The organism is Paracidovorax sp., from assembly GCF_057642795.1.
This window is the reverse complement of sequence record NZ_JBXYZY010000015.1, coordinates 21,056-47,839: the sequence shown is the minus strand read 5'-3', so window position 1 is coordinate 47,839 and position 26,784 is coordinate 21,056. Positions and strand designations below refer to the sequence as shown.

Genomic DNA, 26,784 nt, shown 5'->3' with positions numbered 1-26,784 from the left:
GTTTACTCATGGCACCTCCAATTGGGCCTCAGGTTTGAGGCTCAGAGGTGTCTAGAAAACCCGGGGCGATTCAGGCATGATCAAACGCTTGCGCCAAAATAGTGCAAACGCCACAAAAACATCGGGAGGAACCATGGCCAGACGCAAGAAATCCAGTCCACTAGAAGATGTCCTGGACTTGCTTGCCATGCTCCCCTGGTGGGTCTGCCTGGTGCTCGCAGCGGTCAGCTATTTCCTACTGCACCGTCTAGCGACGCCCATCCAAGCCTCTGACATTCAAGGCCAAGGAGGCGCCATGGTGGGGGCCATGATCCAAAAGGCCCTCATCCACGGTTTGGCAAACGCTGGTCAGTACATCGTGCCACTGCTTTGCATTGCTGCGGCAGCCCTTTCAGCCTGGCGGCGCAAACAGCGCCAAGCCCTGGTTTCGGACGTGGCGCAAGCACGCAATGCCGACGCCCTGGACGGCATGAGCTGGCGGGAGTTTGAGCTGTTGGTCGGTGAAGCCTACCGACTTCAGGGATACCGCGTGACAGAAATCGGTGGGGGCGGTCCTGACGGCGGTGTTGACCTCGTCCTGGCCAAGGGTTCGGAAAAATTCTTTGTGCAGTGCAAACAGTGGAAGGCCTACAAGGTAGGCGTGACCACCGTGCGTGAACTCTATGGCGTCATGGCTGCCAAAGTTGCTACGGGTGGCTTTGTCGTCACCTCGGGGCGATTCACGAGCGATGCCAAAGACTTCGCCCAAGGGCGCAACATCGAACTCGTTGACGGCCCCCGGCTCTTTGCGATGATTCAGCAGGCACGGAGAGCCCAAGGCCAACCAGTAGCCGCACAACGCGAGACTCCCAACTCAATGGGGACCCCGGCACCTCAACCCCAATCGGCAGCCCAAGCTCCCCAGGCTACCGCCAAGGCTCCTGCTCAACCCGAGTGCCCACGTTGTGGTGCCGCCATGGCACTGCGCACCACCAGACAAGGGGCCAATTCCGGTAACACGTTCTGGGGCTGCACCACCTACCCCAAATGCCGAGGAACCGTGGCTGCCAGCTAATTCGAGTTGGAAACCAATGCGCTTATTGTCTTCTTCACGTTTGAACCTGACCCGCCACCTTCATTGGCCGTTCGCACTGCTAGGCCTGTTGAGCTTCAGTCTCTCTGCCCACGCACAAAAACCCGTCTACCGCTGCGAGACAGCAGGCAAGGTGAGCTATTCGGATGCACCTTGTGTGGGGGCCAAGGAAATCGACACGACACCCACACAGGGCATGGACAAAATGACCGGAGCCAGCCGCAAGGGTGCTGATGTGCAGCGGGCTGAACACAGTCTGACGCGCTTACCCAGCTTGATGTAGAGCTCAACGGCTCGGATTCGGTCTTCGTAGGAATACATGAACTACCTCTTGGTAGTCCAAGTTTTCGTCCGCACCCCCGGTGGGTCAGCTTTGCGTGGAAATCAACATGTAGGCCAGCATCTCGTAAATGCCGGCCGGCGCGCGCTCGGCCAGCGTGAAGTAGCTCGACAGCGTGGGCTGCACGTCCAGGTCCAGCAGCAGCACGCGCAGCCCGGCGTCGGCTGCGAAGCCGCCCAGGTTGGCCGCCGTCGTGGTCTTGCCGACGCCGCCCTTGGTCGAAATGATGGACACCACCTGCATGGGCTTCTCCCGGTTGAATGGCATGTACCGAGGAAAAGCGTCAGGCGCGCTCATTGAGGCGATCGGCGATCCATTGCTCGACCTCCGCCGAGTCCCAGCCCACGGCGCGCACGCCCAAGCGCAGCGCCTTGGGGAACTTGCCTTCTTTCATCAGGCTGTAGATGTGCGCGCGCTTGAAGCCGGTTTTGGCCTCGACTTCGGCGCGACGCAGGATGCGATGCTCGGCCGGCACTGCCTGCGCGGTGGTCTGCGAAGACATGAGAGACACTCCTTGACGCTCACTGGCGCTGTTCGGAAAGTGCCTCGTATTCAATACACCGCGGTCGCCGAAATCACTTCAATTGCAGAAGCAGCGACTGCAATTGCAGTGCGCCGCATCGGCATCATGCTGGCCGCGTCGTCAGCGCGACGCCTCCAGGTGGCGCCGCGCCTGCGCGAGCTTGCTCCACAGCGTCCGCTCGCTGAGACCCGGCCGCCCCTCATGGTGTGCGATCAGCGCGCTGACCACGGCATCCATGCTGCGGAACGACGAATAGGCTGCGCCTGACGGCGAATTGCCCTGCAGAAACGGTAGCAGTCCGCCGATGATGTTGAGGTAAGTCGTCTCGCTGCGCAGGCCAGGCTCGCGCGCCTGTTCGTCGTTGGCCGCGCGCGTGGCATGTTCCTTCGCCAGTGCTTCGTGCGCGGTGAGCGGCGCTTCATGCACCAGGGCAAGTTCGGCAAGTTGCGACTTCGCTGCTTCGCGATCGGCCAGCAGAATGTTGAGCGTGTCCACGCTCACCGCCGGATGCACCGCGCGTTCGATGCCGTCAAACAAAAACCCCGGCCGATCGCCGGGGTAGAACTGCGACATCCACGCTTTCAAGTCCACGTGGCGCACGGTCAACTCGGGGTCGTCGAGCGCCGGCCGCTGCGAGTCCAGCACGATGCCGGCCTTGCCACCGGGCAATTCGCCATGCGTCAGCGCGTCGAAGATGCGCTCGGCATACAGGCGCAGCAGCGGCCAGCGCGGGAATTCGCCGGGCTCCGGCATGGCACGCTGCTCCAGCGCTTCCAGAATACGCTGCTCGAAGCGCAGGAGACCGCACCAGCGGACGGCCGCCTCGATCGGTCGGTAGTACGTCTTTGCGCCAAAGGCGTGGCTGCTCGATTTCGGCATATCGCGCGCTTGCCATCGTCGGATCGACACATGGCAAGCGCGCGCGGCCCACATGGGCGCAGCGATTGCCCAAAGAACCCGATGAAGCGCGAGCCGGTCGGCATCGTGGTGGACGTTGGGTGCGGCGATGTCGCCGAGCGTTACGCAGGGGGCAAACCTCCTTGCGGTGCCCGCTACACCTCAACCATAATGCACCTGCGAAAAATCTTTTTACCGGCGCAACGGTCTGAAAAGCCGCGCATCCAAGTTCGATCAGGAAGGGATGCCGCGCTTTACCGGAAAACCAGGGCAAAGTTTTCGTAGGAATACGGGCGGGGTAAAGCGCCAATGCGACTTCCGGCTGAGCCGGTTTGCATCCAGCAAGGGCTCATGCGTTCTGCGTCACTGCAGTGACCTCGACAGCTTGAAGGTGCCTTGCTTGATGCCGGGTGGATAGGCCCGAATCGCCATCCATGCCCGTGACGCAAAAGGTCGGCCGCCGATGCAATGCGGGTCAAGGTCCAGACCGAAAGGGAATCGTACCGTCCAAAATCCCCGCGTCACATCGGCGTTGATCGGTGCCTTGCGGGCGTCCGACACGCTCCACGCGGTCGATGAACTGCCGCAGCGGCTCCATGATTTCGCCATCGGGTCGCAGTAGATAGGTCGTCAGCGAAGCGGTCTCGTCGGCCAGCGGCCGCACGACGACATCGGCCTGATGGCAACCCGCCAGATGCGCCGCGCTCGAAAAGCCCACGCCGTAGCCGGCGGCCACGAGGGCCAGCATCAGGGAATGGGTCTTGACGTACTCGGCTACCGTCGGCTGCGCATCCACCGTGCGGAGCAGCCGTTCGCGCTGCCGGCTGCAACCTTCGCATACCTGGGGATCGCACAGCACCAGCGGATAGCTCGCCACTTCCTCCAGCGGCACTTCCTTGAAAGCCAGCAGCGGATGCCTGGCGGGCAAAGCCACCACCAGCGGGTCTCGCCACACCGGCATGGCGACGATGCCGGCGTCCATTTCACCAGCCAATGCAAAACCTGCGTCATACAAGTCGTTGCGCAGTCCAGTCACCAACTGCGCCAGTGGCGTTTCAAATATCCGAATGCCGACCTGTGGTGCCTCCTCGCGGCAAAGCGCAAGCAACGCCGACAAGCGGGCCTGCCCCATGTCACCAGATAGTGCGATGCGCAGCGTGTTCCGCTGGTTCGCTGCGGCGCGTGCCTTGGTCTGCGCTTGCTCGAAGGCCAGCAGTACGCGCCGGGCTTCTTCGAGGAAGACCTGTCCCGCCGGTGTGAGACGAACACTGCGTGGCAAGCGGTTGAGCAGCGGCACCCCTAAATCCGCCTCCATCTGGCGGATCGTGCGCGACAGTGGAGACTGTTCGATGTGCAGCCGTCGAGCAGCCCGGCCGAAGTGCAGTTCTTCGGCTACGGCGATGAAGCAGCGAAGATGGCGTAAGTTCATGCTTTCTCCCTACCGATGTGATCAGTCCATATCATCGTAGGGAGCCGAATAGTGCGGAGGATTCACCTCTGTATCGAGATGAGAGCCATCCTGGAGGGGTGATGCTCGGATGCTTTTCGCCCATGTCAGCGCCTACGGCGAAGCTCTCGTTCGAGATCGCCCAGCTGCGACGCCTGAAGTTCGGCAAGAGGAGCGAGCAGCTCGATGCCGAACAACGCGCGCTGTTCGACGAGGCTCTGGACGCCGACCTTGCCGCGGCTGAGGCGCAGCTCCAGGAACTGCTGGGCAAGAAGAAGCCGCCGGCTACGCCTGGCGCGATGCCTAAGCGCACCGCCTTGCCGGCGGACCTGCCGCGCGTGGACTGCCACCACGAGCCCGAGAACACCCGCTGCGCGTGCGGCTGTGCGCTCAAGCGCATCAGCGAGAAGCTGGACTACACGCCGGGCGTGTTCACGGTCGAGTGCCACATCCGCGGCAAGTGGAACTGCGCACAGGTGCCGAACGCTGACCCAGGCGCCGGTCCCGGCGGAGATCATCGCCAAGGGCATCCCCACCTCCGGGCTGCTCGCGTAGGTGCTGGTCGCAAAGGACTCCGACCATCTGCCGCTTACATGGTCGTCCCTAGGCAAGCAGGAATCAGCTGCGTGAGTGAATCGGGAGGTTTGCGCAGCTGATGGCTGGTCAGCAGCGTCTGCGCCGGCGGCTTCACCGGCACGAAGCGCATGTGCGGGCGGGTTGCAGCCTCGCAGATCGCTGCGGCATCGGCCGCACCGTTCTTGCGTCCCTTGCCGGCCATGCGGTAGGGCGTGACGAAGTGGCCTGCAATCAGCCGCGCCCAGCCCATAGCCGCGCAGCTTGCGTGCCCAGTGATGCGCACCGCCGCAGGCCTCCAGGGCCACCAGGGGCAGCCGGGAGGCAACTGCGCGCACCGGGCCGCAAACTTGTCAGCGGCCAGCGCCTTGGCAACCACCACGCGCGCATCCACCGCATGCACCTAGATAACCCGCTTAGCCAGATCCACCCCGACTCGCGCAATCTCGTTCATGGACTTCCCCTTCACATGGCTACAGATTGACGACTTGGGGAGCACCATCGCGGCGGCAGCCAACATTTGTTTCCTGGCTGCTTACGATTGAGTCACATCGATCGGCCAGCAGATCGCTGGATGTTGGCTCTTGACTTTCTGCATGTTAGGTGCACCATCCAGCAAAGTCTTGCAAGAATTTCCTCAGGCGAGGCCGCGTGACGACGGAACTTGTGGGGGTGGTATGACAGCGCACCAGCAGGCGATCTTCACACTCGACGAGTTGGCTGCCTACTTGAAAGTCGGCAAGCGGACGCTTTACCGGCTCGCCTCGCACGGGGAGATTCCGGCCTTCAAGGTCGGCGGGACGTGGCGGTTTCGTCAAAGTGAGATCGATCGATGGATCAATGATCAGACCCAAGCAGGCAGAAAAAAGGAGGTGATACGCACAGATGAGCAGCCAAAGTCAGCGGAACACTCCGTGTCGTCTGGGCGCGCTGTCCGTCGCCGCAGGCAAAGGGAGTGAGCGAGAGTCTTCAATTTTTCTTCTGGAGGTGTGACATGGCCATTGATTTCAAGAAATTGGCTCCCTGGAACTGGTTCAAGAAGGAGCAGGAAGAACAACAGAGCACTGCCTCGCTGCCGGTGCAGCGCAATGACCTGCCGGTGGCGGGTGGGCCCGTCAGTCCCATCCTGCAATTGCACCGCGAGATCGACCGCCTGTTCGACGACACATTTCGAGGCTTCGGTTTCCCGACGCTGGCCATGCCACGCTGGCCGTCGGACTGGCCGGGCCTGCTGAAGCCGGCGCTGGACATCCAGGAGACCGACAAGCAGTACAAGATCGCCCTGGAAGTGCCCGGCGTCGAGGAAAAAGACATCCAGATCACGCTCGACAACGACGTGCTCCTGGTGCGCGGTGAAAAGCGTCAGGAGCAGGAAATGAATGACGGCGGTTTCCACCGGGTGGAGCGCTCCTACGGCAGCTTTCAGCGCGCTCTGAACCTGCCGGCCGATGCCAACCAGGACACGATCAAGGCCGCTTTCAAGAACGGCGTGCTCACGATCACGATGGAAAAGCGCGAGGCCAGTGCGCCCAAGCAGGGCCGCTCGATCCCGATCAACGGCTGACGCTGGTCGGCTCGCTTTTCTCAAAACCACAAAAGGATGAGGCGCCGTGATCGGCGGCGTCTCATCAAATCCATCTTTACAGGAGCATGAGCATGGCCAGAAAACAATGCCAAGTCTGCGGCCAGCCCGCCACGGTGCGGGTGGAAGCCAATCTCAATGGTCGCCACAGCACCATGCTGTTGTGTGACGATCACTATAGCCAACTGGTGCGCCAGCAAAAGCGCACCGTCTCGCCGCTCGAAGCCTTGTTTGGCTCGCGCAGCGGCTTGTTCGAAGACTTCCTCGGCAGCGACTTCTTCCGCATCGGTGACGATTCGCCGTCCATGGCGGCCGATACCGACGAGGTGGTCGATGCCTCGTTCGGCGAACCCGCCCCGGCTGCTACGGGAACAACGCGCCGGCGCGGCAGTGGGCTCGCCAGCCGCATCAGCGAACAGTCCGAGGCTTTGTTGCAGGAGGCCGCCAAACATGCCGCCGAATTTGGCCGCCCCGAAGTCGATACCGAACACCTGCTGCTGGCGCTGATCGACAGCGACGTTGTAAAGACCATCCTGGGGCAATTCAAGATCAAGGTCGATGACCTCAAGCGGCAAATCGAATCCGAAGCCAAACGTGGCGATAAGCCGTTCGAGGGCGAGATCGGCGTGTCGCCCCGGGTCAAGGACGCGCTCAGCCGTGCTTTCGTGGCCTCCAACGAACTCGGCCACTCTTATGTCGGGCCGGAGCATTTCCTGATCGGGCTCGCCGAGGAAGGCGAAGGTTTGGCGGCCAACCTGCTGCGCCGTTACGGCCTCACGCCGCAAGCGCTGCGCCAGCAGGTCAGCAAGGTGGTCGGCAAAGGGGCCGAGGATGGCCGCGCCGAGACGCCGACCAACACGCCGGAACTCGACAAGTATTCGCGCGACCTCACCAAGATGGCGCGCGAGGGCAAGCTCGATCCGGTCATCGGCCGCGCGCAGGAGATCGAGACGACCATCGAAGTGCTGGCCCGGCGCAAGAAGAACAACCCGGTGCTGATCGGCGAACCCGGCGTCGGCAAGACCGCCATCGTCGAAGGGCTGGCGCAGCGCATGGTCGCAGGCGAAGTGCCCGAAACGCTGCGTGACAAGCGCCTGGTCGAACTCAACATCAATGCCATGGTGGCCGGCGCCAAGTACCGCGGCGAGTTCGAGGAGCGCGTGCAGAAGGTGCTCAAGGAAGTGACCGAGCACCAGGGGGAGCTGATTCTCTTCATCGACGAGGTGCACACCATCGTCGGTGCCGGCCAGGGTGGCGGCGAAGGCGGGCTGGACGTGGCCAACGTCTTCAAGCCGATGATGGCGCGCGGCGAGCTGAACCTGATCGGCGCCACCACGCTCAACGAGTATCAGAAGTACATCGAAAAGGATGCCGCGCTGGAGCGTCGCTTCCAGCCGGTGATGGTGCCCGAGCCGACGGTAGCGCAGACCATGATGATCCTGCGCGGCCTGCGCGACACCTTCGAGGCGCACCACAAGGTCAGCATCACCGAGGATGCGATCATCGCCGCCGCCGAGTTGTCCGACCGCTACATCACCGCACGCTTTTTGCCTGACAAGGCCATCGACCTGCTCGACCAGGCGGCCGCACGCGTGAAGCTGTCGGCCACGGCCCGCCCGGTGGCGGTGCAAGAGCTGGAGTCCGAATTGCACCAGCTGCGGCGTGAGCAGGACTATGTGGCCTCGCGCAAGCAATACGACAAGGCCGCCGAGCTGGGCAAGCACATCGAGGCCAAAGAGGCCGAACTCAAGAAGCTTGTCGAGGAATGGGAACGCGAGCGCGCCTCGGGCAGCGCCGAAGTCAAGGCCGAGCATGTCGCGCAGATCGTCTCGCGCCTGACCGGCATTCCGGTCAACGAGCTGACGGTGGAAGAGCGCGAGAAGCTGCTGCATCTGGAGCAGCGGCTGCACGAGCGCCTGGTGGGCCAGGACGAAGCGGTGCGCGCGGTGGCCGATGCCGTGCGGCTGTCGCGGGCGGGCCTGCGCGAAGGCGGCAAGCCGGTGGCGACTTTTCTGTTCCTCGGGCCGACCGGCGTGGGCAAGACCGAGCTCGCCAAGGCGCTGGCCGAGTCCATCTATGGCGATGAAGGTGCGCTGCTGCGCATCGACATGTCCGAGTACGGGGAACGCCATACCGTGGCACGCCTGGTGGGCGCGCCTCCGGGTTATGTGGGCTATGACGAGGGCGGCCAGCTCACCGAGAAGGTGCGTCGCAAGCCCTACAGCGTGTTGCTGCTGGACGAGATCGAGAAGGCGCACCCCGACGTCTACAACATCCTGCTGCAGGTGTTCGACGACGGGCGGCTCACCGACGGCAAGGGCCGGGTGGTGGATTTCACCAATACCATCATCATCGCCACCTCGAACTTGGGCTCGGACATCATCCAGCGTCGGCTGAAGGCGCGCGGGGCGGCCGGCGAGGAGTACGAAAAGACCAAGGCCGAGGTGATGGACGTGCTGCGCGGCCACTTCCGTCCCGAGTTCATCAACCGCATCGACGAGATCATCGTCTTCCATGCGCTGGGCAAGGAGGAGATTCGCCACATCGTCGGCCTGCAGCTCGATCGGGTGGCACGCAGCGCCGCCAGCCAGGGCGTGACGCTCACCTTCGATCAGACCTTGATCGATCACTTCGCGGAGGAAGGCTACAAGCCCGAGTTCGGTGCGCGTGAACTCAAGCGCCTGATCCGCAGCGAGCTGGAAACCGCGCTGGCACGCGAGATGCTCGGCGGCGGAATCGGCAAGGGCGATCACGCCAGCGGACGCTGGGATGACAAGGCCGAACGGGTGGTCTTCGAGCGCCAGGAGCCACCCGCGAAGCCGGCCGAGCCTGAGAAGCCCGATGCCGCGAAGGTGGCCGAGGCACCGCCTAGCGACGCGAGCAAGCCTGCGCGCAAGAAGAAGTCAGCGGGCGGCGAATCTTGAGCGATGGGAGGCTGTCGTGTCCGACCCCAACGGGCTGACATGGGCAGCCACCCTCGTGTCGCTGACGGTCGCTATCCCCACAGCGGGGCACGCGGTCATCTACAAGCGTGACCCTCGATCGGCCACGCTGTGGGTATTGCTGATCGCCTTGTTGCCGCTGGGCGGTTCGCTGCTGTATGGGCTGTTCGGCATCAACCGTTACCAGCGGCGGGCGCGGCGGCTCTTCCCGGGGGCAGATCCTGCTGTTCGGCAGGATCTCTCGCCCACGATGCCCGAGGCTGTATCGCCGCCACTTGCCGGTCTGGCCCACCTGGTGGGACGCGCCACCGGCCAGTCGCTGACCGGCGGCAACCGCATCGAGCCGCTTGTCGATGGCGAGCAGGCCTACCCGGCCATGCTCGCCGCCATCGAATCGGCGCGGTACAGCGTCGCCTTGGCCTCGTACATCTTCGACAGCCAAGGCATCGGGGCGCAGTTCGTCGATGCGCTGAGCCGGGCCCATGCGCGCGGCGTGCAAGTGCGGGTGCTGATCGACGACGTCTCTGCCCGGTGGACGCCCAGCAGCGCCTACCGCGCCTTGCAACGCGCCGGCGTTCCGGCGGCGACGTTCAACCCGACGTTGATTCCCGCGCGCCTGCATGCCGCGCATCTGCGCAATCACCGCAAGCTGCTGGTGATCGATGGCGAGACGGGTTTCACCGGCGGCATGAACATCTTCAGCCCGTATTGGCGGCCCGATGCGCCGGAGCAGGCCTGTCACGATTTGCACTTTCGTCTGCGCGGGCCGGTGGTTGCGCATCTGATGCGGTGCTTCACCGACGATTGGTGCGATACCACGGGCGAGCGGCTCAACGAGGGTCTCTGGGGCGAACCGCCCGCAACGGCTGATGAGCAAGGAACCTCTTGGGCGCGCGGCATCGAGGCCGGTCCCGATGAGGCCCTGGACCGGCTGCGCTGGACCTTCATGGGCGCTTTGAGCGCGGCGAAGCATTCGGTGCGCATCTGGACACCTTACTTCGTGCCCGATCAGCCGATGATCGCGGCGCTGAGCACGGCCGCGTTGCGCGGCGTGCGCGTCGAGGTGCTGACGCCCGCAAACGGCGACCATCCCACGGTGCAATGGGCCGCGCGCGCCCACTACTGGCAGGTGCTGGAGCACGGTGTACGCATCTTCGAACGGCCTGGCCCGTTCGACCACAGCAAGCTGATGCTGATAGACGGCCAGTGGTGCTGCCTGGGTTCGGCCAATTGGGATGCGCGCAGCCTGCGCCTCAACTTCGAGTTCAATGTGGAGGTGTACGACACCGCGCTGTCTACGCGGCTGGAATCCCTTTTTGATGCCGCCCGTGATGCATCGAACGAGATATCGGCCATGGCGTTGCGCGCCCACCCGCTGGCCATCCGCTTGCGCGACGGGGTGGCCCGTCTGTTCACCCCCATTCTCTAGCGGCACGACTTGCGAGGAACATTGCCCATGGAAAAGAAAGATCAATGGAACATTGGCTACTGGATCGTCGCCGGCCTGTTGCTGCTGACGCTGCAGAACTACTGGCAGGCGGCCAAGACCGTCGAGCCCGTGCCCTACAGCGAATTCGAGAAGGCGCTGGCCGAGGGGCGCGTCGCCGAAGTGCTGGTGTCGGACCGCACGGTCACCGGGCGCCTGAAATCGCCGGACAGCCGGGGCAAGACCACCATCGTGGCCACCCGTGTCGAACCCGATCTGGCTGATCGGCTGTCGAAATACGACGTGCCCTACGCGCGAGTGGTGGAAAGCACCTGGCTGCGTGATGTGCTCTCCTGGATTCTGCCGGCCGTGGCCTTCTTCGGCGTCTGGTTCTTCCTGTTCCGCCGCTTCGCCGAGAAGCAGGGCATGGGTGGTTTCCTGAGCATCGGCAAGAGCCGCGCCAAGGTGTTCATGGAGAAGAACACCGGCGTCACCTTTGCCGATGTCGCGGGTGTCGATGAGGCCAAAGCCGAGCTGGTCGAAATCGTCGACTTCCTGAAGAACCCGCAGGATTACGGCCGCCTCGGCGCGCGCATCCCGAAAGGTGTGTTGCTGGTTGGCCCGCCCGGCACGGGCAAGACCCTGCTGGCCAAGGCCGTGGCGGGCGAGGCCGGGGTACCGTTCTTCTCTATCTCCGGCTCGGAGTTCGTCGAGATGTTTGTCGGCGTGGGCGCGGCGCGGGTGCGCGACCTGTTCGAGCAGGCGCGCGGGCAGGCGCCGGCCATCATCTTCATCGATGAACTCGACGCGCTGGGCCGTGCACGCGGCGTAGGAGGCCCCATCGGCGGCCACGACGAGCGTGAGCAGACGCTCAACCAGCTGCTCACCGAGATGGACGGCTTCGACAGCTCGGTCGGGCTGATCATCCTCGCCGCCACCAACCGCCCCGAAATCCTCGACCAGGCGCTGCTGCGCGCCGGTCGCTTCGACCGCCAGGTGCTGGTGGACCGGCCCGACAAGAAGGGACGGCTGGACATCCTGAAGGTCCACGTCAAGAAGGTGACACTGGCCCAGGATGTCGACCTCGAACAGGTGGCTGCGCTGACCACGGGCTTTTCCGGCGCGGACCTGGCGAACCTGGTCAACGAGGCGGCGCTGGCGGCGACCCGGCGCAAAGCGTCCGCCGTGGAGTTGCAGGATTTCACCGCGGCCATCGAGCGCATCGTGGCGGGCCTGGAAAAGAAGAACCGCGTGCTCAACCCCAAGGAGCGGGAGACCGTGGCCTATCACGAGATGGGCCATGCCTTGGTGGCGCTGGCGCTACCAGGCACAGACCCGGTACACAAGATATCGATCATTCCGCGCGGCATCGGCGCACTGGGCTACACGCTGCAACGCCCCACCGAGGACCGGTTCCTGATGACGCGCGCCGATCTGGAGCACAAGATCGCCGTACTGTTGGGCGGGCGCGCCGCAGAGAAGTTGGTGTTTGGCGAACTGTCGACTGGTGCCGCAGACGATCTGGCGCGAGCCACCGACATCGCGCGCGACATGATCACCCGCTTTGGCATGGACGAGGGGCTCGGCTACATCGCGTTTGAGGCGCAGCGGCCGCGTTTTCTCGACGTCCCCGAGCTGGCCCACGGCGGCTGCCGGGTGGCCGAATCGACCCAGGCGCGCATCGATCAGGCCATCCGCGACATCGTGATGGGCGTGTTCGAGCGCGCCTACCGGATCCTCGACACCAACCGCGCGGTGCTGGAGCGTTGTGCGCGCGAACTGCTGGCGCGGGAAACGCTCAACGAAAACGACATCCTTCAATTGACCCAAGGACTTGTTCTTGATGGAAACGAAAAGTAGTAGGCGCTATTCAGAGTGAGCCGGCGGCTCTGTTCGGTGCGTCATCCAATTCGCCGGCATTGTTCAAGGAGAACGGATATGACTGCATTGAGTCCGTGGGACCCCTTCCGGGAACTGGATGAATTGCAAAACCGCCTGGCGACGATGTTGGACGGACACCCCAGCGACAGGGCGCCCGTACCGGCAACGAAGCCATGACCACGGCGGACTGGGCACCAATGGTGGACGTCAGCGAGGATGAGAACGCATTCATCCTCAAGCTGGATCTGCCGGAGGTCCCCAAGGATGCCGTGCGCGTCAGCGCGGAAAACGGCGTGCTCACCATCAGCGGCGAGCGCAAACTGGAAAAAGAGGAGCAGGGCAAGAAGTTCCACCGCATCGAACGTGCGTATGGCCGCTTTGTGCGCAGCTTTGTCTTGCCTGACAACATTGATCCGACCAAGGTGACGGCTTCGATGAAAGACGGCGCACTGGAAGTGCGGCTTGTCAAGGCCGAGCAAGCCAAACCGAAACAGATTGAAATCTCAGTCAACTAACTTTACTTAGGAGCCCAATATCATGAATATCAAACAGCCCCAATCAACCTTCTCCGCACTTGCCCTGGCGGTCGTCGTCGGACTGAGCGGACCAGCCCAGGCCCAATCGGCGGCAGGTTCTAGCCCAGGTGCTGCAGCACCCTCTGCCGCATCCAAGGCGGCGCAGCCACAGGTAGATGACAAGGCCGCCCGGGAAGCCGAAAAAAAGCGTGCTGAGCTCACTCAGGACGCCATCACGGCGCTCACCAAGACCCAGGAGGCTTTGACACTTCTTGATGCAAAGAAGACCAAGGAGGCGCTCGCTGCGCTGGAACTGGCCAGCGGAAAGCTGGAACTGGTATTGGCACGCGACGCCAAACTTGCTTTGGCGCCGGTCAATGTACGCGTCATCACCCGCGATATCCACGCCAACGTGGAAACGGTGAAGAAAGCGGTCAAGTTGTCTCGGGAGTTGTTGGATGATGGCGAGGTGCAAAAGGCACGGCCCATTGTTGCCAATCTTGCCAGCGAAATCGTGATCGAAACCGACAACCTGCCGATGGCAACGTACCCGGCAGCGATCAAGTCGGCCGCACGGCTCATCGACAGCGGCAAGATCGACTACGCCAAGGCGGAACTCGCCCGAGCACTGAACACGCTGGTGGTGACCTCGGTCGCCTTTCCTCTGCCCGTGCTACGGGCTGAAGCCGCGATGGCAAAAGCTGAAAAGCTGGCCGAGACCGACAAGCGCGATGCCAAACAGAGCGAGGAGCTCAGCGCCCTGCTGGCCTACGTGCGCACGGAAATCGAGCTGGCGCAGATCCTGGGTTATGGCAAGAAGGCGGACTTCAAGCCCATCTTCGATCAGGTGAAGTCCATTGAGCAACAGTCGGCTGGTGGCAAAAGCGGCAAGGGATGGTTCGACGAGTTGAAGACGCGCCTCCAAAAGCTGTTTTGAGGTGATGAAGGGGCTGACTGCTCTGTCGGTCAGTCTCGCGATGTTCGCAGTCAGCCCCAATAGATTCGCCTATTTTCACTAACTCATACGAGGCATATCACCATGAATGAGCAAACATCGAATCCCAATGCGACGAACAAAGAAATAAACGAACAGGCCGCGGTAAGCAGCCTTCCTGTCAGTCCAGAGGCCAAGCCTGAAGTCGTCACGGAGGTACATCCTGAGGTTCAGAAGGAAACGGACTCGCAGGCGGCAGACAAACGTAAACAAGTCCTCGATGAGGCCGTTTCGGCCTTGGCGCTGACCAAATCAGCGCTGGCCGCACTTGACGGCAAGGACGCTGCACGAGCATTGGCAACGCTGGCCGAAGTGACGGGAAAGCTGGAGCTGATCGTCGCGCGCGAACCCACGCTCGCCCTAGCCCCCGTTGATGTGCGCACCATCGTGCACGACTTGTTCGCCAACACGGAAACCATTGAGGCGATGACCGACGAGGCGCTGGATGCCCTCAAACATGGCGAGGTGCAACAGGCACGTCACGTGCTGGCTTTGCTGGCCAGTGAAATCGTGATCGCGGTCACCAACATCCCTCTGGCGTCCTATCCCGCAGCCGTGAAGTCAGTCGTGCCGCTGATCGATCAGGGCAAGATTGAAGAAGCCAAAGCCGCGCTGCAGGCAGCGCTCAGCACGCTGGTCGAGACGCGCAGCGTGCATCCGCTGCCCGCCCTGCGCGCCAGGCTGCTCCTGAAGCGCGCCGAGACCTTGGTAGAAGATGGTCAGCGGAGCGAAGCGTCCAATGAGCGCCTGGAGACATTATTGAACGAAGCGCGGCAGCAGTTGGAAATGGCAGAACTGCTGGGCTATGGAAAGAAGAAGGACTTTGAGCCCCTGTATGCTGAACTCAAGAAAGTCAAGCAAAAGACGGCTGGGGGAGGCGGCGGAAAAGGCTGGCTCGATGAAATCAAGGCAAAGCTGTCCAAGTTGTTCTGAAATCCCTGGAGAGGGGGCGCATAGCGCCCCCTCTCTTGTCCCATGAGTGTTTGATTTTTTATTTTGTATAGATCTTTAGGAGATATTGCATGAACACAGACACCATCGCCAATTCCAATGCGGATGACCCCACCAAAGCACTGTGTTCGCTGAGCCAAAATTGGTGGCTTTTTGTGCTGCGCGGTGTCTTGGCATTGATTTTTGCAGCCCTTGCGTTCTGGATGCCACAATCGGCTCTGTTGGCCATGACCATCATGTTCGGCGCATTTTCCTTGGTCAATGGCGCTTTCAACTTGGTTGCAGCGGTGCGCCATATCCAGAAAAAAGAGCGCTGGGGCTGGCTGCTGTTCAGCGGCATTGTCGGCATACTTACCGGCGTCGTCGTCCTGGTTGCTCCTTGGGTCGCCACGATAGTCTTGGCTTCTTTTTTATGGGCTAGCGTGGGCTTCTGGGCGATTTTCACCGGTGTGCTGGAGATATCCGCCGCCGTTCGGCTGCGTCAAGAAATCAAGGGTGAAATTTGGCTTGCCTTCAGTGGACTGCTCTCGATTGTCCTTGGCGCTATCGTCTTGTGGATATTTTTTTCCCGTCCGGTCGAGTCATTCCTGGCCGCAGGCTGGCTGTTGGGCTTCTATGCGGCAGTCTATGGTGTCACGCTTTTGTTCTTGAGTTGGCGTCTTCGCAAAACGCGCCAAGGATAAGATCGGGTCAAACTAAATTCTATGGATATGAGCATTTTCGGTTCGTGCCTCCATAGAAATGACATCAAAGGAGTCATGCATGCAGATGCAATATAGCTATCGAGCTATCGACAAAGAGTTTCATGAACCATGGCAGAGAGCTTTGGGAAATGTGATCGAGCACGCCCTCAAGCCATTGCTCGACAAACACACTAAAGATTCAGTGCGACTTCAAATCGTCCTTGATCGCGACAAGACCAAGCGGCAATTTCTGGCCAGTGGCTATATGCACCTGCCCGGCAAAAAGATTGTCAGCGTTACTGCATCACATGACGAGCTGACGCCCCTCGCGCAGATGCTCGCACAGTCGTTGTTCCGTCAGGCCAAGAAGCATTTTGACCGGCTGCATGCTCAGGATCAAATCAAGCGCAAAGCACGACGCGAGCGCTTGCGCGAGCTCAAGGTGCGGATTGCCGCAAAACCCGCATCAGCCGCCCATGAGGCCGAGGCGATCCGAATGCCTCTACTGTCGAAACTTGAGGCTGTCGCAAGGCGTGAGCTGGCTTATCTGCGGGCCGTCGGCGATGTACCGCGCGATTATCCGACGCTGCGCGACGTGGTGGATGAAGCGATTGTCCAAGCTGAGGTGGAATGGCAATCCGTGCCGGAAGAAAAAGCGGCTTACTTCGGTCTTCTGAAGCATCTGTTCGCCGTCCTGGATCACGAAGTGGCAAACAGCCGGCAATTTGGCGAATTCGTTTCTCTGGACGCGCCGGTCGAAGCGGATGCCCAGGACGTCGCCGAGGCCATGGTGGAAGAGGAAGTCTTCGAATTTTATCAGCCCGATGACACACTCAGGCTGGCCGATATCATCGCTGACAGTCAGCATCCCGATGCCGCAACGATCGCGGAACAGGAGGAGCTAGTTGATTGGTCGAGCGAGTTCGCTTTTGCATTCGACCTGCTGAAGGACATGCCGCGTTTGTGGCGGCGCATTTTTCTGCTTATCCGTGTGGACGGGCTGGATGCCAGCAGCGTCTCTGAAATCCTGCTGATTCCTAGTAAGGAAGATACTGTCCAAAGGTGGCTCATGCAGGCCGAAGCGTTTATCGCTGCTCATTTGGAAGAGGCCGGAGTAAGCAAAGACGGGAACGATTGGCTCCAAGGCGTTGATTGGTCGGCATTGTCTGTGACCCGAAGCGCGGCAGCCTCACTCTGGTCCAAGGAGGCGAACCATGAAGAATGATCTTCACCTCGTCTGTCCGCATTGCCAGTCCATTAACCGCGTACCGACTGCGAAGCTATCGGAACATCCCAACTGCGGCCGCTGCCAGCAGCCCTTGTTCACGGGCGAACCCATCGAGTTGACCACGGCGACGTTCTCGCGCCACGTGGAGCGCAGCGACCTGCCACTGTTGGTCGATTTCTGGGCACCTTGGTGCGGGCCGTGCAAGATGATGGCCCCGCAGTTCCAGCAAGCGGCGCGCCAGCTCGAACCCAGGATCCGGCTGGCCAAGGTCAATACCGAGGCTGAGCCCCACCTGGCCGCGCAGTTCGGTATCCGCAGCATTCCGACGCTCGCCCTGTTCCAGGGCGGACGTGAGATCGCACGCCAGGCAGGCGCCATGGGCGCGCAGGACATCGTGCGCTGGGCATCTGCACATGTGGGACGCTGACCGATGCAGGATTTGCTCGGCACTACCCTGATCCTGCTGGCGGCGTGCAGCCTGGCGGCGGTGGCGACGGCGGCGTTCAGAGTACCCGCCTTGCTGGGTTACCTCGCCGTCGGCGCCTTGCTGGGCCCCACGGTCAGCGGTGTGATCGCGCCGGGAGAAGCGCTTGATTTTCTGTCCGAGCTGGGCGTGGCCCTGCTGCTGTTCATGGTTGGGCTGGAATTCTCCCTCGGGCACTTTTGGCTCACTCGCAAGACCGTACTGGTGGCTGGCAGTTTGCAGATGGTCGTTGTGGCTGCGCCACTGACCCTGGTGCTGATCGGGTTGGGTCAGCCAGCCCAGAGCGCTGCACTGCTCGGCGCTGCGGCGGCCATGTCTTCCACGGCGCTGGTCAGCCGGCAGTTGGCCGACCAAGGCGAGCTCACCACCCGCCACGGCCGCAGCGCCATCGGCGTGCTGGTCTTTCAGGACCTGGCCAGCGTGCCCCTGCTGGCCCTGCTGGCGATCTGGGCGCGCGGCGAGTCGCCGAAGATCGAGAGCGTGCTGCTCGAAGTGTTGGGCGTGCTGATGTTGTTCGCGGCAGCGGCCCTCGCCTCCCGTCGTCTGTTGCATGGCCTGCTGGGCTGGGTGGCGCGGCAGGGCCACGAAGAATCCTTCGTGCTGGTTTCCTTGTGCGTGGTGGTGGCTGCCGCCGCTGCTGCACACGCGGTCGGCGTATCCGCCGCCCTGGGTGCGTTTTTGGCCGGCATGGTGCTGGGCGAGAGCGACGTCCGGCACCACATGGAAAACCACCTCAAACCGTTTCGCGATGTGTTGTCGGGGGTGTTCTTCGTGACTGTCGGCCTGCAGCTGGACGGAGCACAGATTCTTTCGGCACCGCTGACGGTGTTGGCGTGGCTGGCAGTGCTGGTACCGGTCAAGATCGGGCTCAACACCCTGGCCTTGCGGGCGACGCGCCTGTCCGCCCTCGATGCCTGGCGCACGGGCATAGCGTTGGGGCATGGCGGCGAGTTCGCCCTGCTGTTGTTGGGCATGGTCTTGCAGCAGCATCTGATTCCCGCGACCGTCGTACAACCCATGCTGGTTGCGCTGGTGCTCAGCATGGCCTTGGCACCGCTACTGATCCGCCATCACGATGTACTTGCCCGGTTCTTGAGCCGCACCGGCGGCGTCATTCAGCCACCCCAGGCTGAAGAAGTCGAGATCGCCGCGCAGACGGCGCGATATCGAGACCATGTCATCGTTTGCGGCGCGGGCGAGCTTGGCCTGACAGTCAGCGAGATTCTTCGCCACGCCGGCGTGGCGCATCTGCTGCTGGAGGCGGACGCGCAGAAGGTCGAGGCCGCGCGTGCCGCCGGCGCGCCGGTGTTCCATGGCGATGCCAGTCGGCCCGATACCTTGCTGGCTGCCGGCGTGACGCATGCGCACATGGTGGTGCTGACGTTCGCCCATGCCCAGCAAGCGTTGCGCATCGCCCAAGCGATTGCCGAGCGCCGTCCGGCGCTGACCTTGTGGGTGTCGTGCAGAAGTACGACCGCGGTCGATGCTTTTCGCGCCATGCCCAACGTGCGCGTGTACCAGCAATCCTTTGCCGCAGCTATTGGGCTGGCGGAACAGGTGATGTCGACGCTTGGCATGTCGACCGAGCTGATTGAAGGACACATCAGCGCAATGCGCCGCCGTCTCGACAGCAGCCGTTTTCCAGGGAGTTCATCGTCATGAAATCAACACGCCTTAACCCATTTCAGGTCTTGCGTGACCAGTGGGCCATCATGAGTTTTTACGAGCGTTTCGAGCAGGTCGTCGCGCTCGTGCTGTCGGCGGTGATTGCCGTCATCATCGTGGTGTCGCTGTTCCAGCTCATCTCCATCGTCTTCACGCTGCTGGTTCTCGATGCCTTCAATCCCCTGGATCACAAGGTATTCCAGAGCGTGTTCGGCATGATCATGACGCTTTTGATTGCTATGGAGTTCAAGCATTCCATCGTGCGCGTGGCGCTGCGTCGGGACAGCATCATCCAGGTCAAGACCGTGATCCTCATCGGCCTGATCGCGCTGGCACGCAAGTTCGTGGTCCTCGACCCCGACACGAGTCCCGCCAAAATCGCCGCGCTGGCAGGCGCCACACTGGCGCTTGGTACCACTTACTGGCTGCTGCGCGATCGCGACGACCGCGTCGCCGAGAAATCTGGGCATGAATCGTCATCATCCTAGTGACCTGCGCGCTGCGTGGTTGCAACATCGCTGGCTCAACCGCCTGCAGACCGGGCTGTTGAGCCTGACCCTGGTCGGGATCGCAGCCACCGCAGGAAGCCTGCTGTTCGGGGAAAGCGGCCTGTGGCTCGCGCTGTTTGCAGTTGCAGGCACGTTGTTACTGGAACCGGCAGCCGCATCCGCCTTGACCTTGCGCCTGTGCCGCGCACGGGCTTTGCGCCCGCACGAAGCCCCGGAAATTTGGGCTCTGTTGCGCGAGCTGTCCGCCCGTGCCGGTTTGCCCGCCACGCCGGTGCCGCACTACGTGCCCAGTGCCGTCATCAACGCCTTCGCCACCGGCTCGAAGCAGCATGCATCGATCGCCCTCACCGATGGCCTGCTGCGCAACCTGAGTTCGCGCGAACTGGCGGGTGTGCTCGCGCACGAGGTTGCGCACATCGCTAATGAGGATCTGCGTGTCATGGGGCTGGCGGATTCCGTCAGTCGCCTCACGAGCCTGCTGGCCCTTATGGGACAGATTGCGATCCTTCTGAGCCTGCCCGAGCTGCTGGTTGGCGCGGCGGAGGTCTATTGGCCCGGTCTATTGTTATTGGCCGCAACGCCCCAGCTGGCCCTGCTCGCACAGCTCGGCTTGTCTCGCGTGCGTGAGTTCGACGCTGACCGCCTCGCGCCGGAACTGACTGGCGACCCGCAGGGGCTTGCGTCTGCGCTGGCGAAAATCGAGCGGGTCAGCCGCTCCTGGCGTGCCTGGCTGTCGCCGGGATGGGGCAATCCCGAGCCCTCCTGGTTGCGCACGCATCCGGCAACGCAAGAGCGCATCTCACGCCTGCTGACGTTGGCGCCCAGGCCAGCATCAGCGTTGCCGTCTCACGAGATCCATTTCTTGCCGGAATCCGCTGTGACGCTTCGCCCCCCGCGCTGGCGCCCGAGTGGACTGTGGCGCTGATTGCCCTCAACAGGAGACTTGTCATGGCCTACCCCGACCCGTACGCGCGCCCGCCACAGGACCACTTTATCCGTCGCTGGCTCTTCATCACCGCCTGCATTGCCGCGCTCATGCTGCTGTGGCAGTTTCTGCCCGCCATCGAGGCCTGGTTCAGTCCGCGCGAGGCGGCAGAACGCACTGTGACGGCGCGCGGCGACCTGGCGGCGGACGAGAAAGCCACCATCGAATTGTTCGAAAAATCGCGCGCCTCGGTGGTCTACATCACCACCGCGCAATTGGTACGCGATGTCTGGACGCGCAACGTGTTCTCCGTGCCGCGCGGTACAGGCTCGGGTTTCATCTGGGACGACGCCGGCCACGTCGTCACCAACTTCCACGTCATCCAGGGCGCGTCCGAAGCCACCGTCAAACTGGCCGACGGCCGCGACTACCAGGCCGCGCTGGTGGGGGCAAGCCCAGCGCACGACATCGCTGTACTCAAGATTGGCGTCGGTTTCAAGCGCCCGCCGGCCGTGCCGGTCGGCACCAGCGCCGACCTCAAGGTGGGTCAGAAGGTGTTCGCTATCGGCAACCCCTTCGGCCTGGACTGGACGCTCACCACTGGTGTCGTCTCCGCGCTCGACCGCTCGTTACCCGGAGAAGCGGGCGGCCCGGCCATCGATCACCTGATCCAGACCGACGCCGCCATCAACCCTGGCAACTCCGGTGGGCCGCTGCTCGATTCGGCAGGAAGGCTCATCGGCATCAACACGGCGATCTATAGCCCCTCCGGCGCCTCGGCCGGGATTGGTTTCGCCGTGCCGGTGGACACCGTCATGCGCGTAGTCCCGCAACTCATCAAGACCGGTAAGTACATCCGTCCGGCGCTGGGCATTGAGGTGGACGAACAGCTCAATCAGCGCCTGCTTGCACTGACCGGAAGCAAGGGCGTGTTCGTGCTGCGTGTTACCCCTGGTTCGGCAGCGCACAAGGCCGGCCTCGCGGGTGTCGAAGTCACGCCGCAAGGCATCGTGCCGGGCGACCGCATCATCGATGTTGATGGCAAGGCGACGGATGATGTGGCCAAGCTGCTCGCGCAGCTAGACGACAGGAAGGTCGGCGATGTGGTGGTCTTGTCAGTGGAACGGGCCGGCAAATCGCGCGAGGTGCGTGTGGAGCTGCAACCCGGGAATTGATTGAACTGAACCTGTGGATCAGGCGGTAGTGCAGCGTCGCGGCGATTGAGGTTCTCGGGTCTTCGGCCAGGGGGCGTTCCGCCTCAACCTCCGTAATTTTCGGATGCGATCTGCCTATCCGAATAGGCAAGCATGCAACGCCGGAACCTCTTGCCAATCATCGAAGGAGAAAGCGAGGCGCAATCCGCATGAGGTGGACGCAGGCCAGGAACGAGGCAAACAGGAGGCCGCATTGGAACTCAGACTACTGCGCTATTTCGTTGCGGTCGCGGAAGAACTGCATTTCGCGCGAGCGGCCGAGCGCCTTGGCGTAGAACAATCGCCTGTGTCGCGCGCAATGCGCAATCTCGAAGCCACGCTCGGCGTGCAGTTGTTCGACCGCAGCGCGCACCAGACGCGACTGACCTGGGCCGGTCAAGTGTTCCTCGGTGAGTGCCGGCGTGTGCTGGCCACCGTGGAGCAGGCGGTGAGTGCCGCAAAGGCGGCGGCGCAGGGCTATCAGGGTTATCTGCGCATCGCCATCTGTGACAGCTTGGCGCAGCCCCACATTGCCACCTTGCTGGCGCGCAGCCGCGAGGAAGAGCCCGAACTGGAGATTCGCGTCTTCGAGCTGCCTTTCGCGCAGCAGCTCAAGGGCCTGCACAACGATCTGCTGGACATCGGCTTTGCGCTGTCGGACGCGGTGAGCGAAGGCCTTGTCGCCGAGCCCGTGTGGACCGATCCTCTGTCGGTGATCGTGCCCGTGCGCCACCCCTTGTTGGCGCACGCGGAAGTGCCATTGGATGAAGCCTTGAAGTTTCCGTTGGTACTGTGCCATCCGGACGCGGGATCGGGCTGCCACCACCAGATCCAGGCGGTGCTTCAAGGTGCGTCCAAGCCGCTCAAGCTGGTAGATCAGGTGACGAGCCTAGCAGGCTGCTGAAATACTGGTTTGCCCATCGGTAGCCAAAAACATCGACCGCGTAAAACGGCCTACCAGCGATTATTTCGAACCCGGTAAGGGGTGAGGTACCCTCAAAGTCGTCATTTTGCGAGTTCTACAGCAGTATTTCAGCAGCCTGCTAGGCGTGATGCTGACTCTGGTCGGTGCCGGTTATGGCCTAGGTTTCGCCATTGCCTCGCAGGTGCAGACCCTGAACCGCCCCGACATAACCGTTCGCCCCTTGGCCGGCACGCCGCCCATGCTGTCCACCTACCTGCTGCGCCGCAGCGCCGAACCCTCTGAGCCCATGAAGCGGTTTCTGCAGCGCGCCCGCGAGGAGTTCCTGCCAAAGGGAGATGAACCGGCCTCGTGACGTTGAGCGCTCGGGTACATTGGCTACTGCTGGCTGTCCATGGCTCGCACTGGACTTGCTCGGAGCGCGCGTTGACCAAGCGTGGTTTTTCAGTCCATAATTATGTCCATCTCGGTTCGCCGAGTGCGGAAAACTCATTATCAATCAACGAGTTGGGAACACGATGATGTTCCCTTCACCCGCTCCACACAGTCGATCATCATTAGGGACCACGAAGGAAATCGGCCCAACGACGTTGAGACGCTCGATGCTGCGCTGCATCACGAGCGCATATCGCGTCATATGTCAGCAGTACAAGACCACAGTTCGTAGCGTGACTTCCCAAGCTCGCGCTGTCCGGTATCGGCGACCGCCGTCATTCCCGCTGCAGAACGGGACCGGCTGCACGCAGCCTGAAGCGGCCACATTACCAGCGACCGTCGATGAGATGGGCGATCACTGCCAAGCATTGGCAGCAACAAGCGAGTCAAACTAAAAACTCTGCCCGATTCTTCCCTTCGATCCATTTTGGCGCTCTTCCTCTGCCGCTCCAACTCGCTCCTGTCAGTGGGTCACGGTATTTAGCTGCAACGCTTTTGACCGTAGGCTTCCAAGGAAAGACCTGCTGCGCAGTAAAGCCAAACTCGGCTATCAACTCATGGACCGTCTCCAGCGCTTGCTTCGCTTGCGCCTTGTGCGCCACGGCAATTTGTTGATCCAGTGCAGCCTTTTGAGCCAGTAGTTCTTGGTAGGTGCTCATGAGGTTTTGTTTTTCCGGTAAAGCCTATGAGGATAGCGCTAAACACTTGGTCTTTTAGCGCCTCTTGCCCTATTCAAATAGTGTTCGCCATCAAATTCTGCTTTTGGATATTCTGTTTTGAATGGCTTTCTTGCCAAGGTTTGAATATCGAGTGATATTTCGCTGATATATTGCTGATTTTGCTTTGTGATATAATGATATTGCTCGATATTTGATGTGCCACCGGTTCATATATCAATATCAGCTTTCTCCCCGCCTGTATTCCCAGGTCGCGTTCTCCCCATCCCCCAGCTTGATTTCCCTCGCGCCGTAACCCTCGGTAGCGTGCGCGCGGCTGTCGCCATGACAGCGCGCGTGGCACCGCCGTGGCCGTGTCATCGCGGCGGGGATGGCTTGTGTGGTGGCAGATCGCGCCAGGGCGTGGTGTCGGTGGTGACGAGCGCATAGCTGCGCTGCGTTCTTTTTCCCTTTCCCTTCTCGCTTTCCTTTCTTCTCAGGAGTTTTCCCATGACCTCCTCGCCTGGTCAGGCCGCCGCATGGCCGAAACAAACACAACTCAAACGCCCCTTGTTCTCCCTTGGGAAGGTCGTCGCCACACCGGGTGCCATGGCGTTGTTCGAGGCGTTGAACACCTCACCCCTTGAATATCTGGTTCGACACGTCATCGGAGATTGGGGCGAGCTGGATGTCGAGGACCGCCAAGCCAACGATGCCGCACTGGTTCATGGCACTCGAATTGTGTCCAGCTACCGCCTTCAAGGAGAACACCGCATCTGGCTCATCACCGAAGCCGACCGCAGTGCCACCACGTTCCTGCTGCCAGAGGAGTATTGACATGACCGCTTTCGCTCAAACCCTGCAGCGCCAACAACAAGAGGCTGCTGCCATTCAAACCAGCGAGCGCACCAAGCGCCGCGTCGTTCGCCGCTCGCCAGTCGTCGTTGAGCCGTCGGAGCCTGCTGAGTCACCTGATGATGTTTTCGACGACGAGCATCACGAACCGGGGGCATTTGCCATGGCCGGTTCACCTAAGACGGAGCAGCCTGCCTTGCCAGCCACAGTGACACCCTCGACACAGCCCAGCAGTACCGAACTGGGGCCGCTTCACGACACAGCAACCAGCACTGCCATCAGTGTTTCCCCACTGGACCTGCCCACCGAGTTCTTCAGTGCTGGGCTGGATCGCCGCAAACGCAACCGCGCCTTGTTGATGGAATGGCTGCGTACGGCTCTGGTGGATGGGGTGGACTTCGGTCGCATTCACATCGCAGGCAAAGACCGCTGCCAGCTGGTTCGCATGGGGAGGGTTCATGAATGCAAAGACCCAGGACACTGGAGCAAGCCGGCACTCTTCAAAGCCGGTGCCGAGAAGATCACCGGCATGTTGGGCATGACGGTGCATTACCCGACGCTGCCTGCCTACGAAGACGCCTTTCTGGCGCAAGCCGACATCCGCACCATCATGCTGCGCTGCGAATTGCGTGACGCACATGGCCACGTGGTGGCGCAAGGCGCGGGCGCTCGGCATATCAGCCAGGACTACGGTGACCTCAACAAGACACTCAAGATGGTCGCCAAGTCGGCGCACATTGACGCAACGTTGCGTTTGGCAGGGTTGAGCGAGGTGTTCACGCAAGACCTTGAAGACCGTCCTCTGGCGGGGGACTCGGACGTAGCAGTAACCGCACCAACTACACCCTCTCGGCCACCAGCGAAAGCACTGCCCCGACAGCCTTTGGCGACCACCAACGAGTTGATCGGTGTCGAACAGCTTCAGGACCTGCGCGAGGCCATCGCCGACCACGGCTTTGCGGAGCAGCGCGTCTTGAACTGGTTGTACCAAGCCACGAAAGGGCAAGTGTCACGGCTTGAACAACTTCCGCTCCCCATGCTGACCACCTTGCACAAGAAGCTGGGTCAGTGGGCAGATGCCGAAGCGGCTGCCAGTTCGGCAGGCCATCACAACTGACACCGAGGGAAGGAGTATTCCATGAACACACCGCTCTACAAGTTGGCCGACGAATACCTGGCTATCGCCCAACTGCTGGCCGACCACGATCTGCCCGAGGAAGTCATAGCTGACACGCTGGAAGGCGCATCGGGCGACCTGGAAGAAAAGGCCTGGAACGTGGCTGCGCTGATCCAGCAAAGCGAAGGCGAAGCCGCCATGATCAAGGATGCCGAGCAGCGTATGAGCCAGCGCCGCAAGTCGCTCGAAAAACGCATCGACTGGCTGCGGCAATACCTGCTGGTGCAACTGCTGCGAACCGGCATCACCGAAATCGACAGCCCCGAATTCGTCATTCGCACCCGCGAAAACCCGCCCAGGACCGTGATCGACGACGAGGACGCTATCCCGAAGGCGTTCAAAGTCAAGGAAACCATCGTCACGATCCGCAAGGATGAAATCCGCAAGCGGCTGCTCGATGGTGAAGAGGTCCCCGGTGCGCACTTGGAGCGCGACAAACGCCTGGTGATCAAGTAAGCCTGTCAGATCTAGGCGTCAATGAAGTTGAGCTTCTGCGCGCTTCGTTTTCCTTCCTTTTTTCCCTTTCTTCTCAGGAGCTTTCCCATGACCTCATCGCCTGGTCAGGCCGCCGCATTGGCGCAAGACAAAAAACAAACCGCCCCTTTGTTCACTTTGGGCGCCGTGCTAATTACCCCCGGTGCACTCGACATGCTCGAAGCACTGCAGTTGGCACCGCTGCCGTTTATCCTGCGCCACGTTGCCGGGGATTGGGGTGACCTGTGCACAGAGGACAAGCAAGCGAATGCTGCAGCGCTCACTTACGGCAGCCGTTTGCTGTCGGCCTACGACATCCCTCCGAACCACCGGCTGTGGATCATCACCGAGGCAGACCGGCGCTCGACCACGTTGCTGCTGCCGGAGGAATACTGAGCAATGCTGCATTCCTACCATTGCCACCCCCGAATCAGT

26 protein-coding genes and 4 pseudogenes are annotated in these 26,784 nt (G+C 61.8%); 24 read left to right on the top strand and 6 right to left on the bottom strand.

From position 1 onward, the window contains the following. The first annotated feature begins 133 nt into the window (after positions 1-133). A complete protein-coding gene (locus AC3A84_RS06290) occupies positions 134-1,054 on the top strand; it encodes a restriction endonuclease (RefSeq protein ID WP_487968760.1) in 921 nt (306 codons plus the stop codon). Between the two features lie 16 nt (positions 1,055-1,070). Beyond that, entirely contained in the window at positions 1,071-1,355 is a 285-nt protein-coding gene (locus tag AC3A84_RS06285; protein ID WP_487968758.1) for a DUF4124 domain-containing protein, read from the top strand. 108 nt (positions 1,356-1,463) lie between these two features. On the opposite strand, the pseudogene AC3A84_RS06280 reads toward AC3A84_RS06285, so the two are convergent. From AC3A84_RS06280 to AC3A84_RS06265, 4 genes and pseudogenes are all read right to left on the bottom strand, one after another. Then, positions 1,464-1,655, bottom strand: a pseudogene (locus tag AC3A84_RS06280) (ParA family protein); the annotation flags it as partial. 40 nt (positions 1,656-1,695) lie between these two features. After that, a complete protein-coding gene (locus tag AC3A84_RS06275) occupies positions 1,696-1,914 on the bottom strand; it encodes an AlpA family transcriptional regulator (protein ID WP_129323691.1) in 219 nt (72 codons plus the stop codon). A gap of 141 nt (positions 1,915-2,055) precedes the next feature. Then, the gene (locus tag AC3A84_RS06270; RefSeq protein WP_487968757.1) at positions 2,056-2,814 is read right to left on the bottom strand and encodes an ATP-binding protein; all 759 of its coding nucleotides are present in this window, start codon (positions 2,812-2,814) and stop codon (positions 2,056-2,058) included. A 493-nt stretch (positions 2,815-3,307) separates the two neighbouring features. Further along, complete coding sequence (locus AC3A84_RS06265) at positions 3,308-4,261, bottom strand: LysR family transcriptional regulator (protein WP_262246028.1); 954 nt, start codon at positions 4,259-4,261, stop codon at positions 3,308-3,310. A 140-nt stretch (positions 4,262-4,401) separates the two neighbouring features. Here AC3A84_RS06265 and AC3A84_RS06260 point away from each other — a divergent pair. Further along, a pseudogene (locus tag AC3A84_RS06260) lies at positions 4,402-4,831 on the top strand (transposase domain-containing protein); the annotation flags it as partial. Between the two features lie 121 nt (positions 4,832-4,952). On the opposite strand, the pseudogene AC3A84_RS06255 reads toward AC3A84_RS06260, so the two are convergent. Further along, positions 4,953-5,246 (bottom strand): annotated as a pseudogene (locus AC3A84_RS06255) (IS110 family transposase); the annotation flags it as partial. 202 nt (positions 5,247-5,448) lie between these two features. Between AC3A84_RS06255 and AC3A84_RS06250 the strand changes: the two are divergent. From AC3A84_RS06250 to AC3A84_RS06170, 17 genes and pseudogenes are all read left to right on the top strand, one after another. Beyond that, positions 5,449-5,811 (top strand): helix-turn-helix domain-containing protein, encoded by a 363-nt coding sequence (locus tag AC3A84_RS06250; RefSeq protein WP_487968755.1) that lies wholly within the window; start codon positions 5,449-5,451, stop codon positions 5,809-5,811. Positions 5,812-5,846: 35 nt separating this feature from the next. Further along, complete coding sequence (locus AC3A84_RS06245; protein WP_207372978.1) at positions 5,847-6,416, top strand: Hsp20/alpha crystallin family protein; 570 nt, start codon at positions 5,847-5,849, stop codon at positions 6,414-6,416. 92 nt (positions 6,417-6,508) lie between these two features. Beyond that, positions 6,509-9,358: a heat shock survival AAA family ATPase ClpK gene (gene clpK / locus AC3A84_RS06240; RefSeq protein ID WP_487968754.1), complete on the top strand. Its 2,850-nt coding sequence runs from the start codon at positions 6,509-6,511 to the stop codon at positions 9,356-9,358. 16 nt (positions 9,359-9,374) lie between these two features. Then, positions 9,375-10,805 carry a cardiolipin synthase gene (gene cls, locus AC3A84_RS06235; protein ID WP_104609723.1) on the top strand — a complete coding sequence of 477 codons (1,431 nt, stop codon included), beginning with the start codon at positions 9,375-9,377 and terminating at the stop codon, positions 10,803-10,805. 27 nt (positions 10,806-10,832) lie between these two features. After that, on the top strand, positions 10,833-12,662 hold the full coding sequence (ftsH, locus tag AC3A84_RS06230) for an ATP-dependent zinc metalloprotease FtsH (protein ID WP_487968753.1): 1,830 nt from the start codon (positions 10,833-10,835) through the stop codon (positions 12,660-12,662). A gap of 78 nt (positions 12,663-12,740) precedes the next feature. Next, a pseudogene (hsp20-GI, locus tag AC3A84_RS06225) lies at positions 12,741-13,198 on the top strand (small heat shock protein sHSP20-GI). Between the two features lie 22 nt (positions 13,199-13,220). Beyond that, entirely contained in the window at positions 13,221-14,135 is a 915-nt protein-coding gene (yfdX1, locus tag AC3A84_RS06220) for a heat resistance protein YfdX1 (RefSeq protein WP_487968752.1), read from the top strand. A gap of 102 nt (positions 14,136-14,237) precedes the next feature. Further along, positions 14,238-15,125 carry a heat resistance protein YfdX2 gene (yfdX2, locus tag AC3A84_RS06215; RefSeq protein WP_131660562.1) on the top strand — a complete coding sequence of 296 codons (888 nt, stop codon included), beginning with the start codon at positions 14,238-14,240 and terminating at the stop codon, positions 15,123-15,125. Between the two features lie 89 nt (positions 15,126-15,214). Beyond that, positions 15,215-15,826 (top strand): heat resistance membrane protein HdeD-GI, encoded by a 612-nt coding sequence (gene hdeD-GI, locus AC3A84_RS06210; protein ID WP_016451631.1) that lies wholly within the window; start codon positions 15,215-15,217, stop codon positions 15,824-15,826. A 79-nt stretch (positions 15,827-15,905) separates the two neighbouring features. Beyond that, positions 15,906-17,051, top strand: coding sequence for a hypothetical protein (locus AC3A84_RS06205; protein WP_487968751.1), 1,146 nt, complete (start codon positions 15,906-15,908; stop codon positions 17,049-17,051). Beyond that, entirely contained in the window at positions 17,041-17,481 is a 441-nt protein-coding gene (trx-GI, locus tag AC3A84_RS06200; protein ID WP_176087790.1) for a heat resistance system thioredoxin Trx-GI, read from the top strand. Before AC3A84_RS06205 ends, trx-GI begins: the two co-directional genes overlap by 11 nt. A 3-nt stretch (positions 17,482-17,484) precedes the next feature. After that, complete coding sequence (gene kefB-GI / locus AC3A84_RS06195; protein WP_487968750.1) at positions 17,485-19,200, top strand: heat resistance system K+/H+ antiporter KefB-GI; 1,716 nt, start codon at positions 17,485-17,487, stop codon at positions 19,198-19,200. Further along, positions 19,197-19,691, top strand: a complete 495-nt coding sequence (gene psiE-GI, locus AC3A84_RS06190; RefSeq protein ID WP_382259474.1) for a heat resistance protein PsiE-GI — start codon at positions 19,197-19,199, stop codon at positions 19,689-19,691. Before kefB-GI ends, psiE-GI begins: the two co-directional genes overlap by 4 nt. After that, a complete protein-coding gene (locus AC3A84_RS06185) occupies positions 19,672-20,637 on the top strand; it encodes a zinc metalloprotease HtpX (protein ID WP_487968749.1) in 966 nt (321 codons plus the stop codon). The genes psiE-GI and AC3A84_RS06185 overlap by 20 nt, the downstream gene beginning before the upstream one ends. A 23-nt stretch (positions 20,638-20,660) precedes the next feature. Beyond that, entirely contained in the window at positions 20,661-21,812 is a 1,152-nt protein-coding gene (locus tag AC3A84_RS06180; protein ID WP_487968748.1) for a S1C family serine protease, read from the top strand. 232 nt (positions 21,813-22,044) lie between these two features. Then, on the top strand, positions 22,045-22,734 hold the full coding sequence (locus AC3A84_RS06175) for a LysR family transcriptional regulator (RefSeq protein WP_487968747.1): 690 nt from the start codon (positions 22,045-22,047) through the stop codon (positions 22,732-22,734). A 148-nt stretch (positions 22,735-22,882) separates the two neighbouring features. Continuing rightward, on the top strand, positions 22,883-23,107 hold the full coding sequence (locus tag AC3A84_RS06170) for a LysR substrate-binding domain-containing protein (protein ID WP_043741450.1): 225 nt from the start codon (positions 22,883-22,885) through the stop codon (positions 23,105-23,107). A 466-nt stretch (positions 23,108-23,573) separates the two neighbouring features. Here AC3A84_RS06170 and AC3A84_RS06165 read toward each other — a convergent pair whose 3' ends face one another. Continuing rightward, the gene (locus AC3A84_RS06165) at positions 23,574-23,846 is read right to left on the bottom strand and encodes an H-NS histone family protein (RefSeq protein WP_487968746.1); all 273 of its coding nucleotides are present in this window, start codon (positions 23,844-23,846) and stop codon (positions 23,574-23,576) included. Positions 23,847-24,353: 507 nt separating this feature from the next. Here AC3A84_RS06165 and AC3A84_RS06160 point away from each other — a divergent pair. From AC3A84_RS06160 to AC3A84_RS06145, 4 genes are all read left to right on the top strand, one after another. Further along, complete coding sequence (locus AC3A84_RS06160; protein ID WP_487968745.1) at positions 24,354-24,680, top strand: type I restriction endonuclease subunit M; 327 nt, start codon at positions 24,354-24,356, stop codon at positions 24,678-24,680. Position 24,681: 1 nt separating this feature from the next. After that, on the top strand, positions 24,682-25,815 hold the full coding sequence (locus AC3A84_RS06155) for a hypothetical protein (protein ID WP_487968744.1): 1,134 nt from the start codon (positions 24,682-24,684) through the stop codon (positions 25,813-25,815). Between the two features lie 21 nt (positions 25,816-25,836). Beyond that, positions 25,837-26,331: a siphovirus Gp157 family protein gene (locus tag AC3A84_RS06150; RefSeq protein WP_487968743.1), complete on the top strand. Its 495-nt coding sequence runs from the start codon at positions 25,837-25,839 to the stop codon at positions 26,329-26,331. 87 nt (positions 26,332-26,418) lie between these two features. Continuing rightward, positions 26,419-26,745: a type I restriction endonuclease subunit M gene (locus AC3A84_RS06145; protein ID WP_487968742.1), complete on the top strand. Its 327-nt coding sequence runs from the start codon at positions 26,419-26,421 to the stop codon at positions 26,743-26,745. Positions 26,746-26,784: the final 39 nt, after the last annotated feature.

What these genes read in the sequence shown, in the direction of transcription:
- AC3A84_RS06290 (WP_487968760.1), top strand. Translation starts at nt 134, where the DNA reads ATGGCCAGACGCAAGAAATCCAGTCCACTAGAAGATGTCCTGGACTTG.
- AC3A84_RS06285 (WP_487968758.1), top strand. Translation starts at nt 1,071, where the DNA reads ATGCGCTTATTGTCTTCTTCACGTTTGAACCTGACCCGCCACCTTCAT.
- AC3A84_RS06275 (WP_129323691.1), bottom strand. Translation starts at nt 1,914, where the DNA reads ATGTCTTCGCAGACCACCGCGCAGGCAGTGCCGGCCGAGCATCGCATC.
- AC3A84_RS06270 (WP_487968757.1), bottom strand. Translation starts at nt 2,814, where the DNA reads ATGCCGAAATCGAGCAGCCACGCCTTTGGCGCAAAGACGTACTACCGA.
- AC3A84_RS06265 (WP_262246028.1), bottom strand. Translation starts at nt 4,261, where the DNA reads ATGAACTTACGCCATCTTCGCTGCTTCATCGCCGTAGCCGAAGAACTG.
- AC3A84_RS06250 (WP_487968755.1), top strand. Translation starts at nt 5,449, where the DNA reads ATGTTAGGTGCACCATCCAGCAAAGTCTTGCAAGAATTTCCTCAGGCG.
- AC3A84_RS06245 (WP_207372978.1), top strand. Translation starts at nt 5,847, where the DNA reads ATGGCCATTGATTTCAAGAAATTGGCTCCCTGGAACTGGTTCAAGAAG.
- clpK (WP_487968754.1), top strand. Translation starts at nt 6,509, where the DNA reads ATGGCCAGAAAACAATGCCAAGTCTGCGGCCAGCCCGCCACGGTGCGG.
- ftsH (WP_487968753.1), top strand. Translation starts at nt 10,833, where the DNA reads ATGGAAAAGAAAGATCAATGGAACATTGGCTACTGGATCGTCGCCGGC.
- yfdX1 (WP_487968752.1), top strand. Translation starts at nt 13,221, where the DNA reads ATGAATATCAAACAGCCCCAATCAACCTTCTCCGCACTTGCCCTGGCG.
- yfdX2 (WP_131660562.1), top strand. Translation starts at nt 14,238, where the DNA reads ATGAATGAGCAAACATCGAATCCCAATGCGACGAACAAAGAAATAAAC.
- hdeD-GI (WP_016451631.1), top strand. Translation starts at nt 15,215, where the DNA reads ATGAACACAGACACCATCGCCAATTCCAATGCGGATGACCCCACCAAA.
- AC3A84_RS06205 (WP_487968751.1), top strand. Translation starts at nt 15,906, where the DNA reads ATGCAGATGCAATATAGCTATCGAGCTATCGACAAAGAGTTTCATGAA.
- trx-GI (WP_176087790.1), top strand. Translation starts at nt 17,041, where the DNA reads ATGAAGAATGATCTTCACCTCGTCTGTCCGCATTGCCAGTCCATTAAC.
- kefB-GI (WP_487968750.1), top strand. Translation starts at nt 17,485, where the DNA reads ATGCAGGATTTGCTCGGCACTACCCTGATCCTGCTGGCGGCGTGCAGC.
- psiE-GI (WP_382259474.1), top strand. Translation starts at nt 19,197, where the DNA reads ATGAAATCAACACGCCTTAACCCATTTCAGGTCTTGCGTGACCAGTGG.
- AC3A84_RS06185 (WP_487968749.1), top strand. Translation starts at nt 19,672, where the DNA reads ATGAATCGTCATCATCCTAGTGACCTGCGCGCTGCGTGGTTGCAACAT.
- AC3A84_RS06180 (WP_487968748.1), top strand. Translation starts at nt 20,661, where the DNA reads ATGGCCTACCCCGACCCGTACGCGCGCCCGCCACAGGACCACTTTATC.
- AC3A84_RS06170 (WP_043741450.1), top strand. Translation starts at nt 22,883, where the DNA reads ATGCTGACTCTGGTCGGTGCCGGTTATGGCCTAGGTTTCGCCATTGCC.
- AC3A84_RS06165 (WP_487968746.1), bottom strand. Translation starts at nt 23,846, where the DNA reads ATGAGCACCTACCAAGAACTACTGGCTCAAAAGGCTGCACTGGATCAA.
- AC3A84_RS06160 (WP_487968745.1), top strand. Translation starts at nt 24,354, where the DNA reads ATGACCTCCTCGCCTGGTCAGGCCGCCGCATGGCCGAAACAAACACAA.
- AC3A84_RS06155 (WP_487968744.1), top strand. Translation starts at nt 24,682, where the DNA reads ATGACCGCTTTCGCTCAAACCCTGCAGCGCCAACAACAAGAGGCTGCT.
- AC3A84_RS06150 (WP_487968743.1), top strand. Translation starts at nt 25,837, where the DNA reads ATGAACACACCGCTCTACAAGTTGGCCGACGAATACCTGGCTATCGCC.
- AC3A84_RS06145 (WP_487968742.1), top strand. Translation starts at nt 26,419, where the DNA reads ATGACCTCATCGCCTGGTCAGGCCGCCGCATTGGCGCAAGACAAAAAA.